We start from the raw sequence: 15,169 nt of genomic DNA on the forward strand, positions 1-15,169 counted from the left end.
TATGCACCTTGCAGTTACTTACTTATAGTAATTAAGTTTATATTATATATCTACTAAAGTCAATAATACACCAAGAGTAACATTATGGTTAGTTTTCAACTAATCCTTGAAAATTAACGCACTTTGGCACGCTGCAACCGCAGCGAATTAAGCACAACTGATACGGAGCTGAGCGCCATTGCGGCTCCCGCAACCCACGGTGCGAGCAGACCAATCGCAGCGATTGGGATACCCAGCGTATTGTAACCGAGCGCCCAGAACAGATTTTGTTTAATATTCGCCATCGTCCTGCGGCTCATCTCAATCGCATCAGGAATGCTCGCGAGATCTCCTCGCATCAGCGTTACATCCGCCGCTTCCATTGCCACATCGGTTCCTGTGCCGATTGCCATACCAATATCGGCAGACGCAAGCGCAGGAGCGTCGTTAATCCCATCGCCTACCATTGCCACTTTGCGGCCCGATGCCTGAAGCTTGCGCACCTCCTCGGCTTTGCCCTCTGGCAGCACTTCTGCCAGAACACGGTCAATGCCTACCTGAGATGCGATTGCCCGAGCTGTTCGTTCGTTGTCTCCCGTTATCATAATAACGTCGATACCCATTGCTTTGATCCTAGCAATTGCAGAAGCAGAGGACTCTTTGACCGTATCAGCCACCGCAACAATTCCTGCGTACTTTCCGTCGATCGCCACTAACATCGCTGTTTTGCCGGATCTCTCAAGATCCGCCATTGCTTCATATCCGCCTGGTACATGAATGTCCCTGTCCTCAATCAATCTTCGTGTCCCGACAAGCACTGTCCGGCCTTCCACAGCAGCTTCTATTCCATGACCAGGAATCGCTTGAAACGATTCCGTGTCAGGCATAACAATCCCCTTGAGCTCGATGCCTCCTACAATCGCTTCCGCCAATGGATGCTCCGAACGACGTTCCGCAGCGCCCAATAGACGCAAAAACTCATTCTCGTCCCCAACGGCTATAATATCCGTTAATTCCGGTTTCCCTTTGGTTACCGTTCCCGTCTTGTCTAGCACGACAGTATCGATAACATGCGTGTGCTCCAGATGTTCGCCACCCTTGAATAAGATGCCTAACTCGGCTGCTCGTCCCGAACCTGCCATAATCGAAGTCGGAGTGGCGAGACCAAGCGCACATGGACATGCGATAACCAGAATGGCAATAGCCTTCTCCAATGATCCCGCAACATCCCCCGGCGTAACAAAGAAGTACCAGATCGCAAAAGCAACGACAGCAATGGCAACGACAATCGGCACGAAGATGCCGGATATGATGTCCGCTACCCGCTGAATCGGCGCTTTGGAGCCTTGCGCTTCCTCAACCACTTTAATAATTTGTGCCAGCGCCGTATCTTTACCCACCTTTGTTGCACGGAAGCGAAGACTGCCGTTTTTATTGATGGTCGCTCCGATCACCGCATCACCCGCCACTTTCGTGACAGGCAAACTTTCTCCCGTCAACATGGATTCATCGACGGAGGAGCTTCCTTCGGTCACGATACCATCCACAGGTATTTTCTCACCTGGCTTAACCATAATAATATCGCCAGGCACAACTTCCTCTGCTTTGACCGAAAGCTCGACCCCATCACGTATAACGGTAGCTGTCTTAGCCTGCAGACCCATAAGCGACTTAATGGCTTCTGTCGTGCGTCCCTTGGCCTTGAGCTCGAACAGCTTACCCATGACAACCAGCGTAATCAGCACGGCACTTGTTTCGTAATAAAGTTCTGGGCCGCCATGTCCTCCATGCCCAGCGGACTGCAGCGCATACCAATCTATCGTTAGATACAGACTATAGAAGTAAGCGGCCGATGTACCCAATGAGACGAGCACATCCATATTAGCGCTGCGGCTGCGAAGCGCCTTGTAGGCACCGACATAGAAGCTCTTGCCGACATAAAACTGCACAGGCGTAGCCAATAGCAGCTGGAACCATGGGTTCATAAATAATTCCGGCACATAAATCCAAGTTGTAAAGGAAAAGTGGCCGACCATGCTCCACAGGAGAGGCAGCGAAAAAATAGCGGATATCCATAATTTGAATTGCTGATGGCGCAGCTCCTTGGCCCTTCTGTCGGCTACGCTATTATCTTGTTTCTTGACCAGCGCTGAATACCCTAGCTGCTTAACCTTGTCTTCCATACTGGTAACCGTCAGCTCTGCCGGAGTATACGACACGGTTGCCGTCTCCAATGCGAAGTTGACTGCCGCGTTCGATACGCCTGGCATCCGGGATAACCCCTTCTCAATCCGATTCGCGCAGGCGGCGCAGGTCATGCCCGTTATATCAAAAGTAACGTGTTCTAATCCCGTTATGTCAACTTTGCCCCGTTCATTCTCTCTTACTGTCATGTTTGTCACGCTCCTATCCAGCACTTAACTGTATGATTTCATTGTCATACAAAACATACAATTTCATCCTCGTCTGACTTCAGTATACCCCATAGAGGTATATGAATCAATATAAATTTACGATACCCCTGTATGGTACTGTGATACGAACAAAAAAGCTGTCGCCCTCTCCGCTCTCTAGCGGTGAATCGCGACAGCTTGCTTCTCTTTCCGATTTAGATTCGAAAGGAACCCCTTATTATTGATCCCCTGACGAATGACGAAGCTTCAGTTCGTAAGGCACCCAGATTTTGACCGGTATCGTATATTGACGGTTCAAATAATCGATCAACGTCTTGGCAGCGATCATGCCCATCTCCATCTTGGGCACATGGATCGTTGATAACGGCGGCGACGTGAATTGCGACAGCTCAATGTTATCTACACTGAAAAAGGCAACATCTTCGGGAATACTAAGCTTGCGCTCCGTAACCGCCCTCATCGCAGGGATCGCCATCATATCACTAGCGGCAAAAAACGCGCTCGGATGTCGTCCTGTCTTGTCCATTGCTTCCTTTACTGCTTCGTAGCTTTGAGATACATCCCAATTGACATTTATCGCCCATTCGGGATGAATCGGCAATCCCGCTTCTTCCATCGCTAATTGATATCCGCGGTAACGCTTCTCCTTCTGAACTTCGCCATAGCGTCCAGGACCTCCAATAAAACCAATTTCGCGATGCCCCTTCGCGATAAGATGGGCAACGGCAGCCTTCGCCGCCATCACGCGGTCATATGCAATGACGGGTACCTCATTGTCGGCAATATCGATTCCGACCACGACACGTACGTTCTTTTTGATCCACTGGTATGCCTCTGGCTGAATGCCTTCAACCACGATTATTCCGTCGATGGAATGCTCTTTGACCAGCTGCTGCAAAGCACTTGTATCCATCGCGTTATCCATGGTTTGAATAAATTCTAGGCGGTAGCCCTGAGCAGTCATCCCCCGTTCAATACCCTCGAGAATGATGGAGAAATAAGGGTCATTATATTTATTCTGAGGGACAGCGACGACACAGCCCACGTGGAACGCCGCTGCTCGCGTTTCCCGTTTGCCTTTCGCCGGTTTGCCCGTTTTGTTCGTCCTATAGCCCAGCGACTGAGCGGCTTCCAATATGCGGTTGCGCGTGGCCTCATTCACCGATCGGCTTACGTCATGGTTGATTACGCGGGATACAGTTGATACAGATACCCCTACTTGTTCAGCTATATCCTTTAACTTTGCCAAGAATTACGCCCCCTCCCGTTATTCTAGTTATATCAAAAATAATTGTTTGGGGCAAACTTTTTATTGTATTCCTTTTTGCCCCAACTAGAAAAGAAGCCTCTTAGGCGCGGAAGAGGGTTCCGCTATCGCCTAAGAGGCTTTCCTGACTTGCTAGACAAGCTTTATTGCCTCATCTGGGATTGCTCTAGTTTATTGAATCTTCGAAGCCAAATCTGCAATTGCCGCAGCCAAATCGCCTTCACCAGCCAGAGGACCCTTCATCACTTGTTCGCCGTACGTCCATACAAGATCCGTTTTCTTCACGGTAAATGGAGAGATAATACCGTACTTCTGCGCTTCCAAGAAAATGCCGAAGTCATCGCCAGCTGTTTGAACGTAAGCGCCAGAAGCTGCTTTGTTCGCTGGAATCGCGAAACCTTGGTTAGCCAATGCCGTTTGACCGTCTGGACCTGACAGCCAAGCAAGCAGCTTATACGCCGCTTCCTCATGTTTCGTCGTTGCGCTCATCGCTACACCTGCTGGCTGCACAACCGTCTGTGTGGTCTCGAACTTAGGCAGATGCGAGATGCCGTAGTTGATGCCCGCTTCTTTGTAATGCGTTGTGTTCCAGCTGCCGCCAGCGTTCATAGCTACTTTGCCTGTTGTAATGCCCAGGTTCGCTTGACCGCCGAGACCTTCCATTTGTGCTGGCGTTGTGTTGATATTCGTGTTTTTCGTCATATCGATAAAGTATTGCAGAACCTTTTGCGCTTCAGGTGTATCTAGCGCGAGTGAACCGTCGTCGTTGATAAGCTTCGCACCACCGGACCAAAGCATCGGCTCCAGGAACCAGTCCATTGTCGAGCCTGGCACTAGAGAAAGTCCCCATTGCTTGATCGAACCAGCATCGAATCCTTCTTCGCCCGGATTTTTGTTATTTGCATCAAGCGTCAATTTTGTTGCAATGTCGGAGATTTGATCCCAAGTCGGCATCTTCTCCGGATAAGCAGCACCCTTAGGGTTCGTCTCTGGGTTGTCGAACAAATCCTTATTGTAATAGAACATAATAACGTTAGCGTCAATCGGCATCGAAACCTGTTTGCCGCCATATTGATGTAAGCCGAGCATGCTGTTGTCTATGTTTGCAAGATCGAACCCGTTACTCGAAAGCAGACCGTCAAGCTCTTTGAAGATACCAAGCTCCGCGTATTTCTCGATGAAAGCATAGCTAGTCTTCATAACGTCAGGCAACGTACCGCCAGCGGCATTAGCCGTCAAGCCGTCCCAATAGCTGCCCCAATCCTTGCCTTCCAGCTTAACCGTAATATTAGGATTGGCCGTCATGAATTGATCCAGCAGCTCCTGAATGCGTTGAAGCTCCTCAGCTGTTCCCCACTGGGAATACGTAATCGTAACTTTTTCTTCAGGCTTCTGAGTTGCTTCTGCAGAATTGCCGTTTGTCGCCTCATTCGTTTCACCGTTATTATTGCCGCTGCAACCTATCAATGCCATGGATACAACTAACACCAAACATACAACCCAAACTAATTTTTTCGAAACAAACATGGATCAAGCTCCCCTTTTCGAACAATTTGGAATGATGATGCCTTGCATGACTCCGCTTGCTTTTATGCGACTACCCTTTTGAACCTGTGAGCACCACCCCCTCGACGATATACTTTTGCGCGAAGAAGTAGATGATGCCGATTGGCAAGATACTGATGAACGCGCCAGCTGCAAGTGCCGGAAAATCCTGGCTAGTTTGACCGATTAGGAATTGAAGCCCCACGCTTAGCGTATAATTTTCGCTGGACTTCAGATAAAGGAACGGCCCCAGGAAGTCCAGCCAGGAGAACACGAATGCGAAGATCGAGGCTGTCACAATGATCGGCTTCGACAATGGCATGATGATGCGCCAGTAAACCGAGAATCTGCCGCCGCCATCAAGGAAGGTTGCCTCGTCAAGCTCGCGTGGGATAGTCATAAAAAATTGCCGGAACAAAAAGATGTAATACGCTCCGCCGAGCCATGCCGGAACGATCAACGGCAGCCAAGTGTCGATCCACCCCAGTCGGGTGAACAGAACGAACGAAGGCACGATCATGACCGAGGCGGGTATCATAAGTGTCATGAGAACGATAAAAAACAATCCATTTTTGATCTTGTTGTCGAACCGGGCAAAACCATATGCGGTGAGCGAGCTGGAGAGCACCGTTCCCACGGCGACAAGCACCGATATGATCACAGAGTTCCCGATCCATTGCCACATGAGCGGTTGCACGGTGAACAGCCTGTTGAAGGCGTCGAACGTTATTTCATGCGGGATGATCGTCGGCGGGAATCTGTACGTCTCAGCCTTCGTCTTCAGCATTGTCGACAGCATCCAGAACAGCGGTCCCGTGAACAGGGCCAGAACGGCGGTCAAGAGTGCATAACTTGCGACTTTGGACATCGTTTTACTTTTTTTGTACGAAACGTTCACCCTAGCCTACCCCCTCTTCTCTCCCTCGTAGTACACGAACCTGTCGGAAGCTTTCAGAATGAACAGGGTAACCGCGAGTATCATGGCGAACAGAATCATCGATTGCGCCATCGCTATGCTGTACTTCAAGTCCGTGAAAGCCGATTTGTAAATGTTGAACACATAGGTATACGATGCGTAATTCGGTCCGCCGTTCGACAAGAGCATCGCCTCGGTGAACATCTGGAAGTTGTACATTGTCTGGATCACAATGACGAACAGAATGGATGGACTGATCATCGGCAGCGTGATGGAGAAGAACCGTCTCAGCACGCTTGCTCCGTCGATTCGCGCCGCTTCGTACAGATGAGCGGGCACGCCCTTGAGCGCAGCAAGGAAGATAAGCACGCCACTCCCCGAAATCCAGACCTGCAGCAGAATGATGACTGGTTTAATCATGCCCGCGCTGCCGAGCCAATTTACTTTATCAATGCCGAATACGCCGAGAAATGCATTCAGCACGCCGAATTCGGAGTTGAACACGAGCCGCCATATGATGACCGTCGCGACAATTGGCACGAGCGTTGGCAAATAATAAAAGGTGCGGAACAACGCAATGCCCTTGACATCCAGATTCAGCAATAGGGCGATAAGCAGCATGCCGATTGTCACGACGGGTACTCCAAGCAGTACAAAGTACAATGTGTTGGTTACACTTTTGCCAAAGATTTCATCATCCATCAGTAGTGCAAAGTTGTCCCAGCCGACAAAATTAACGTCTGTAGCACCCGGCAAGCGGGCATCCGTGAAGGCATAGAAGACTGCCGTACCGAACGGGATAAGGAAGAACAGCGTGAACCCAATCAGCCACGGGCCGATGAAGGCCAGAAATTTCCATTGATCAAGCTTGCTTGACGATAACAAAGGACCACCTCATTCCGTAATCTCGTCGATGTAGACATAACGTTCTTCGCGTATCGACTTCTCGGCCGCAAGCGCGACGAGCAACGCATCGCGTCCAATCTGACCATTCGCGAACGGCTGCTTGCCGGTGCGAATACAATCGATGAAATCCTCGCGCTGTCGCTGACCGCCGGTATGGCCTCCCGCAATGGAATCCGATCTGACGTCGACGTCGATGTATTCTTTAGTGAAGTCCTCGCCGCCAAAGATACCGATTCGCGAATCCTTCTTCGCCGTCATCTGCGCACCGTTATTGCCGATTAAGCCGAACTCCAGTCCGTCCTCCATCAAATTACGAGGCTGTAAGTACATACAGAGTCCGAGGTTTGCCTTGCTGCCATTCTCGTATTCCACGATAACCCACGCATGATCGACGATGGAACTGTCCGAGATCGTCTTGGGCGGATAATGGGAGTACGAGTTCGTAATGAGCCGTTCCTCACCGCCACGAATCACCTGCTGACCCCCCGAAGCGAATACGCGGCGTGGGCGTGAGCCGATCATCCAGTTGAAAATATCGAAGTGGTGGCAATCCTTCTCTACCAGCGCTCCGCCGGATTTCGCCGAATCATAGAACCAGTCTGCAGGAGGGAACGGATCGCGGAACTCCTTGCACCACATCATCGACACTTGACCAAGACGTCCTGCTGCAATTTCCTTTGCCATTCTCCGGTACAGATTGGAATAACGATAGACAAGACCGATTTGCAAAATCTTCCCGCTTCTCTCCGCTTCGAGAATAATGTCGTCACAATCCTTGATTGTTGGCGCAACAGGCTTCTCCAAGAAAACATGTTTGCCGGCTTGCAGGAACGCGACTGCCACTTCCCGGTGCAAGTAGTTCGGCACGCTGATGACAACTGCATCAATATCTTCTTTGTGGAGCAGTTCCTTGTAATCGTCAGTGATGATAGGTGTGCTGTTGGTAAGCTCCTTTAACGTTCGCGCCACATTTCCCTCATGGGAATCGCATATGTAGCGAACCTCGCATCCCGGTATCCGATCGAACCCCATCGCATGATGCGAACCCATGTCTCCTACGCCGATAAACGCCATGCCGATATTCCCCATCTAACTCTCTCCCTTGTTGTCTGTTGGATCACTTTTTATTTGCGCCAAATTTTCAAGTATAAAATCCGTTTATTTGCGCCAAATGTTATTTAAATATTAATCCAAATGATAGGCATTGTCAATGAGTTTTTGCTTAAATATAGCGCTCCTTACATGCCATGTAAGGATGTACCAATTGGCGCTAACACTTATGCCAAGTTAGTGAAAATTTGCGCCAAATATTTAACGAAATCAGACAAGTCATTCAACTTGCCCGATTTCGTTCTAACTAACATTCTTACTAACAACTAGACACGAAGCAGCCATTGAAGCAATTGAGCTGCCTCCGCTCGCGTTGCCTCATTTTGTGGAAGCAGCGTTCCGTCGGGATACCCCGACAAATAACCAGCTTGACGCAGCGCATAGACGGCATCCGCCGCCCACGAGCTGATTGCCGCATCGTCACGGAAGAGAGTCGCGTCACCTGTTCTCGCTGTTAGTCCAATTGCTCTAGCAAGCAGGACAGCCATCTCCTCGCGCGTAATGAGATCATTCGGACGGAACGCTCCTGTGGTATCGCCGCTTACGATACCCGCTGCATATAACGAACCGATATAACCGGCATACCAAGCATCGCTTTCGACATCATCAAATGTTTGGCCGATATTCGGCTCCAAACCAAGCGCCCTCGCCGCCATCACGGCAAATTCAGCGCGTGTGACTGACCGATCCGGAGCGAAGTCCGTTTTGCTGACTCCCGTCACAACATGTCTGGCCGCAAGCCATTTCACGATTCGATTAGCCCAGTGCCCCTCTGCCATGTCGTCGAACTGCTTGTCATAAGTGACAACTGCATATACCCCAGGTCCCGCAACATCGACCAGCCATACGCCGTTCTTGCATTGTCCCCTTTGATATTCCATTGTTCCGTCAGTGGTTATTTCGTATACGCCACCCAATCCGCATGTGTCCGCCTCATTCGTTCCACCGTCCAATCCTAATGTGAGCGGCGCGGCATAATCGGTGATGGCTAGATTAGATTTATCCGTTCCTCTTACACCGATGCCGAGTGCGTAGGCTCCTCCTAGCGGGGCCAACTTCGCGTACTCATCTTTCTCGGCACGGGCAATTACGTCCTTCTTTTCGTTTTCTTCTATGAGGATCGTCAACCGCGCGCCAGAATCAGTGCCGGCCGCCTTGTAAGATTGAAGCAGCACGTCGTAAGGAATTTCCAACGTGAAGCCCTCTCCTTCCAGCGTCAACGATCGGGCTGGGCCCGATGCCTGAACAAGCGCACTTAGCGGAATCACAACTTGTCGAATGCCCTGGGCAACTTCAACTCGGTAGGTTTCCTCATCTACCACCGGTGCCGTTACGAGTTGTTCGCCCGGCTCGGCGATATCGACTGGCGGCACGTAACCTCCCAGGCCCCCTGTCTCCGCTTGCACAGTAACGTTTCCGATATGATAACTCCCATCCTCCAGACGTCCTTCGTTCGCGAGCAGAATGCCCGGCGCATCTGCCTCGGGATCAAGAATAGCAACGGCAAGGCCATATTGACCCGCGGCAAGACCGGCTGGGATGGCAATTGAACCCTGAACCTCACTCCGGCCAGGCAGCCAGTTTCGAATGTCAGCATCCGCCACGACACTTGTCGCGGCCACGTTGCCGCTGCCGTCTAGCAGTCTCAGCTCAAGAGGCCAATCGAAGTAGAATGGCGCAACGCCTTTGTTGTTCCACAACATCGATACATCTACAGAGTCGCCCGAACGAACGGCTTGGTTAAACTTCGCAGCCTCCAGCACGAACCGGTATCCCATCAGGTTGTGCATAGCGTCCAAATTGCGCTGCAGCTCGGAGCCCGCGGGCACATCGCTTGGCGCGCTTGGTCCAAGCCAAGCCGTGTGGCTCTCCCTGATTTGGCGAAGCGACTCCATAATCGCTCCATTCACCAGCCACTTCTCTGGATTACCTTCGGCAAACTCACCGCCTGAGAAGGAATACTTCCAGAAGTCAGGCATGGCCGACGCTGCCAGCTTCTCAGCTGGATCGTCGCCCGGATCCACGAACTCTCCGATACCAGCCCAGCCGTTCTTTGTCCAGCCAACCCACTCGTTGGTGGAGGACTTAATGCCGAATACATCGTTGAACAGACCAAGCTCATGATCCTTCGCGATCGGGAACGGCTTACGCATGCCAATCTTCTTATTCGTGAAGACATTCAGGTAATGCTGCACGTATTGGTCGGATATGCTAAGCGTCGGGAAGACGCCGGAGCCAGCCGGCCATGTATGCCACTCGCCCCAATGTCCGAGGCTGCCAAGCTGGATATAAGCAATGCGCGAATCGTCATTGTAGCGCTCCGCTACCGCAGCTACCATGCGCTCATGTTCTGCGAGCAGCAATTCACTGTTATAGTTCGGACTGAAGCCGGAGCCGATCTCGACCGTGTCGTACCAGACTCCGGGATCGCCTTCCTCGTCCAATGCCTCGTACAGCCAGTCTGGAATATCCATATGTTCAGGATCCGAGGTTGGCAGGTCAAGTACAAGCCTTAGATTGATACGGCTTCCCGACTCCGCCCAGAAGTCGAACTGATATTTCTCCTCGATGCCTTCCCAGTCGAACTGTCCGCGAACAGGCTCCAGCTCTCTCCAAGAAACGCCCGCATAGACGGTACGATGCGGCTGAGCGTATGACTCGCCGTCATCCTTGTCCTTGTTTCTGGCCCATGGCACCCATCCCATGTACGGATTATTCAAGACCCCGAAGTATTCTTTCGGATATACGATGTCCTGACCACCCGGCCACGCGGGACCACTCTCCACCGCAAGGGCTTGGCTGCCCGCTGAAGGCAACTGGAACAGACCGCGTCCCATGTAACCGACGCTAATATCCGAGTCCGTCGTCGCACCGATATCTTCAAGATACAAGTACATCTCCGCCGTCTCCGTCGTGACGTTCTCACGCACCGGACCGCGTTTCGTCCAGCCTGAGTTCTCGTAAGCATAAAGCACGCCGTCTTCGACTTTGTAATCCATGCCCGCAGCCGTCCACGGAGTTCCCGTGTCGCCTGTCGATGCAAGACCGTCGCTGTCAATATAATAGACGTTGTCCAAATTAAGCTGTTCACCCTTAACAAGCGTATACAACCGCTCGCCAGCCGTCGCGACACGCAGCTCCGCGCCTGTCCCAGATGGAACAGCACTTGCAAGAATGTCCACCCAATCATCCGCTTGGCCATCCATGTTGATTGTTGCTGCCGTCGACTTTAACAGCAGGGTCGCAGGGTCTCCCGTTGCATCCGGCCCGGACTGGGTGTTCGATAGGAACGCTAGATTCGCGCTGCCCGCATCGCTTAGTCCAAGCGTGTCGAGCGGCAATGTCCATTCGATCACTTTGTCTAAGCCGCTGCCCGACCTGGCGTAATCGAATACCGTCCCGGTATCCTCCCACTCCTCAGCTTCATTGCTGCGGTACAGCAGGCCGAATTGAACGAGGTACTCCGAGCCCATCGTATTCGCCCACGCCCAAGAAGGTTTGCCCGTCTCCGGATTCCGGTCAGCATCGATAAATAGATGCTCCCATATTCCGTCCGCGAATTCGTTCGTGTCGACGCTTCCGCGAATGAGCACGCTTAGCGCGCCGCCATTCACATGAGCATAAACCTTCGTCGCTTCATTCGCTGTCGCGAAAAGCGGCGCTACGCCTTCCCATTCGGAAGGGTCTCCGTCCGCTTCGACCGCGATCGACAACGGCAGCGGCAGCGATGCAGGATCTCCCGATGCAAGCGGAGCGGATAATGTGCCCGTAAGGAATGCCACATTCACTGTTGCCGGCTCCTCCACGCCAAGCGCGTCCAATGGCAGCGCCCATTCGATTATCTTGTTCGCTCCGGTGCCGGAACGTTCGTATGCGAAGGTTGTAGCCGTATCATCCCAGCCCCCGCCTGCATTGCTTCTGAATAATCCACCGAACTGGACAAGATAGTCCGAGCCAAGCGTATCTGCCCATGCCCACGACGAGTTCCCTGTCGCCGGGTCACGATCGGTATCGATGAACAGATGCTCCCACAAGCCGTCTGCGAAATCATTGGTGTCAATCTGCCCTTCGATAAGCATGTATAGCGTACGATCATAGACATTCGCCGTAACACTTGTCGAGCCATCAGCCGTTACCATCAACGGTTCGAGCCCGTCCCAATCTCCGGCATTCCCATCAACGACAAGTGCTCGTCCATCGCCGACAGGCACAGCTCCTGCAGCAGCGTCGACGGAGAACATCTGGGAGCCAATCTCCGGCAACATGCTGGCTCCGTCTACTACATATCCGATTCTCAGCTTGCCCGGATCGCTAAGACCGATGTCGCTTCGCGCCACATCAATCTCAATGAAGCTTTCGCCTTGCCGTACATCTGCGCTTCCCTCTTCCACCCATGCGCCGTCCTCATATCCGAACAACGCACCGTCCTCCACCTTATAATCGATCCCTGCGCCGTTGCTCCATAACAAGGAATCCCAGCCGGTAGACGCGTCGTTATCGCTGTCGATATACAGAATCCCCGCTTCTTCCAGTGTTCCGCCGCTCACGGCAACGAACAGCGAATGCTCTGTCTGTAACGCTTTCATTTCGTTCAGGGTGTTCTCAGCGGTTACGGAATCGTACGGGATGTTTTCCCACTCCTGCGCCGTACCCCCGAACGGCGGCACCAAACTGACACCACCTGCAGCAACGGCATGTGTAGCCCCCGCACCTAACGAGGATACAAGAAGCGCCGATGCCAGCAACGCGGATAAAGATTTGACCATTTCATTTCCCCCTTTCGACATATCACCAAAAAATTGGCGCAAACAAGTGCAAAAATAGAATAATTTGCGTAATGAATTTTGTCAACCAACTTTGTGTAATTTCGATAAAATCACGAACATCATGAACAAATCGATTAGATATCGTAAAGAAATGGCTTGAAATATCTAAATAATGGCACTATACTCTCTAGTTGAGTGCGCAAACAAAGCGGAAACTCGTTAAAATTTGCGCCAAATTATTGGAGGTGCATAATGAGAAACGTAAAAACCCCCCGTATTCGTCTGCCTCGTCCCCAGTCAGACCCGCGAAAGTTCACCTTTCGCCTGCTAATGGCCGTACTGCTCGCCATAGGCAGCTTAGGCAGCTTCCCGCCTGCCGCATCGGCCGCCGTCTTTTACCCTGCCGAACTGAACAGCCCGCTGAACAATCCGTTCAAAGGCTGGGCGCCCCGCGCTGAAGGAGGTCCGTACGCGCAGTCTCACAAGCTTGTCTATGCCGGTGTAACCTGGAAGGAGCTTGAGCCTACGAAAGGAGTGTACGATTGGGCGGGCATCGAGTCCAAGTTCAAATTCAGCTACTGGCGGAGCCAAGGCGTGCGAATCGTGTTCCGACTGCTGCTGGATAGCCCTTCCGGCGTCCCTCATCGCGATATTCCCGATTGGCTGTATAATGACATGATTAACCTCGAAGGAACGGCGGGCATCGCCTATCAAGACAACACCGGCGGCATGGGCGCGGGCAACAACACCGGTTTTGCCCCTAACTACAGCTCACCTACCCTCATCTCCCGCCATCAGACGCTCATCCAGGCAATCGCAACCCGCTATTACACCCAAGACGCTCCTGTCGCTTTCGTTCAGATCGGCTCGCTCGGACATTGGGGAGAATTCCACAGTTGGCCTTATATAGGTCCTAACAATGAACAAAATTATACGGGCGCTTTCCCTCCTAACTCGATTTCGAACCAATTCATCCAGCACTACATCAATGCCTTTCAAAACAAATCCGATCGTATCTCGCTCATGATCCGCAGAAGCGTGCAGCTCGCTTCCTCGAACGGTCTCGGCATGTTCAACGACATGTTCGGCCATCAGCCAAGTTTCGACTCTTCATGGGGCTGGTACACCGGCACGCAGAACGGCTACTGGGACGATATCGGACAGCAGCAGCCGGCATATGCGAACTTCTGGAACAACGCCATCTCGGCAGGCGAATTCTACGGCGGAGCAAGCGGATTACAAGCCAGCCTGACAAGCGGCGCAGGCTTCACCGAGACGATGAGACAGACGGAGCTTAGTAAACCAAGCTGGCTCGGTCCCAACTCGCCCGCATCCTATGCAGTAGGAAACTCGTACCAAGCCAACATGGATACGCTCGAGAAACGAATGGGCTACCACCTCGTCGTGAAGCAAGTCACGCACAACTCTTCCGCACAGCAAGGATCGCCGCTCTCTGTCGATCTAAGCGTGGAGAATAAAGGCGTGCAGCATTTCCCGTTCAACTGGCCGGTTGAGCTCCAAATTCGCAGCGGATCTACTGTTTATGCGCGAGCAGTGACTGGCATCCAGCTCAAGAACTGGAAGACGGGTACTTACTCCCACACAAGCTCCATAACTGTTCCGGCCGGTCTTGCAGCAGGCAGCTATACCGTTGCGCTTGCCATCCTGGATCCGGCGACGAACACGCCTGCCGTCGACTTCGCGAATACGGGCAAGCTTACCGATGGCTCATTCCCCGTTAGTACGCTTACCGTCACGACCGGCTCAGGCGGAGGAGGTACGTCGATTACGGTAGATGGCTCGGCATCCGAATGGAGCGGTATCGCAGCGTTGGCAACAGGAAGCTCCTCTGTCTCTACACTCAAGGGAACGAGATTCGGCTCAAACCTTTATTTGCTCGCTCAAGGCAGCGGATTGACCGATACGGGAGCCTTCTACATCAACTCGGACAACAACAGCTCGACGGGTTATCACGCGACAGGATGGCCGAGCAGCGGCGCCGATTATTTCCTCGAGAACAACTTGTTGTACGTGTACACAGGCACAGGAAACAGCTGGTCCTGGAATCTGGTCGCGACGCTTGGCGCAACGCAGTTCGCCAAGAACGGCTCCGTCGTCGAAGCAAGCATCCCTCTCTCCTCGATCGGGGCTGCGGCAGGTCAAACCATTCGTTTCGGCTATATACGGAACGGCTCAACTACGGAGCGGCTGCCTGCGCAGAACGCCACACTGCCGGCGCTTTCACTATGAGTAATCCTTCATCGAT

Annotated in this window: 8 protein-coding genes; 1 reads left to right on the plus strand and 7 read right to left on the minus strand. The window is 52.2% G+C overall.

The genetic code is table 11. The features are described 5' to 3' along the window. Positions 1-113: 113 nt before the first annotated feature. The 7 genes from ACX1C1_RS02080 to ACX1C1_RS02110 all read right to left on the minus strand — a co-directional run bounded on the left by ACX1C1_RS02080 (position 114) and on the right by ACX1C1_RS02110 (position 12,903). Positions 114-2,372, minus strand: coding sequence for a heavy metal translocating P-type ATPase (locus ACX1C1_RS02080; protein WP_458955542.1), 2,259 nt, complete (start codon positions 2,370-2,372; stop codon positions 114-116). Positions 2,373-2,610: 238 nt separating this feature from the next. Further along, the gene (locus ACX1C1_RS02085; protein WP_458955543.1) at positions 2,611-3,642 is read right to left on the minus strand and encodes a LacI family DNA-binding transcriptional regulator; all 1,032 of its coding nucleotides are present in this window, start codon (positions 3,640-3,642) and stop codon (positions 2,611-2,613) included. Between the two features lie 189 nt (positions 3,643-3,831). After that, on the minus strand, positions 3,832-5,187 hold the full coding sequence (locus ACX1C1_RS02090) for an ABC transporter substrate-binding protein (RefSeq protein ID WP_458955544.1): 1,356 nt from the start codon (positions 5,185-5,187) through the stop codon (positions 3,832-3,834). 70 nt (positions 5,188-5,257) lie between these two features. Beyond that, positions 5,258-6,103 carry a carbohydrate ABC transporter permease gene (locus ACX1C1_RS02095; protein WP_458955545.1) on the minus strand — a complete coding sequence of 282 codons (846 nt, stop codon included), beginning with the start codon at positions 6,101-6,103 and terminating at the stop codon, positions 5,258-5,260. A gap of 6 nt (positions 6,104-6,109) precedes the next feature. Then, a complete protein-coding gene (locus tag ACX1C1_RS02100) occupies positions 6,110-7,006 on the minus strand; it encodes a carbohydrate ABC transporter permease (protein WP_458955546.1) in 897 nt (298 codons plus the stop codon). Between the two features lie 9 nt (positions 7,007-7,015). Continuing rightward, entirely contained in the window at positions 7,016-8,116 is a 1,101-nt protein-coding gene (locus tag ACX1C1_RS02105; protein ID WP_458955547.1) for a Gfo/Idh/MocA family protein, read from the minus strand. 287 nt (positions 8,117-8,403) lie between these two features. Further along, on the minus strand, positions 8,404-12,903 hold the full coding sequence (locus ACX1C1_RS02110; protein ID WP_458955548.1) for an S-layer homology domain-containing protein: 4,500 nt from the start codon (positions 12,901-12,903) through the stop codon (positions 8,404-8,406). A gap of 252 nt (positions 12,904-13,155) precedes the next feature. On the opposite strand from ACX1C1_RS02110, the gene ACX1C1_RS02115 reads away from it, so the two are divergent. Continuing rightward, positions 13,156-15,153, plus strand: coding sequence for a DUF4832 domain-containing protein (locus ACX1C1_RS02115; protein ID WP_458955549.1), 1,998 nt, complete (start codon positions 13,156-13,158; stop codon positions 15,151-15,153). Positions 15,154-15,169: the final 16 nt, after the last annotated feature.

This window comes from Paenibacillus sp. strain BS8-2 (assembly GCF_054483835.1).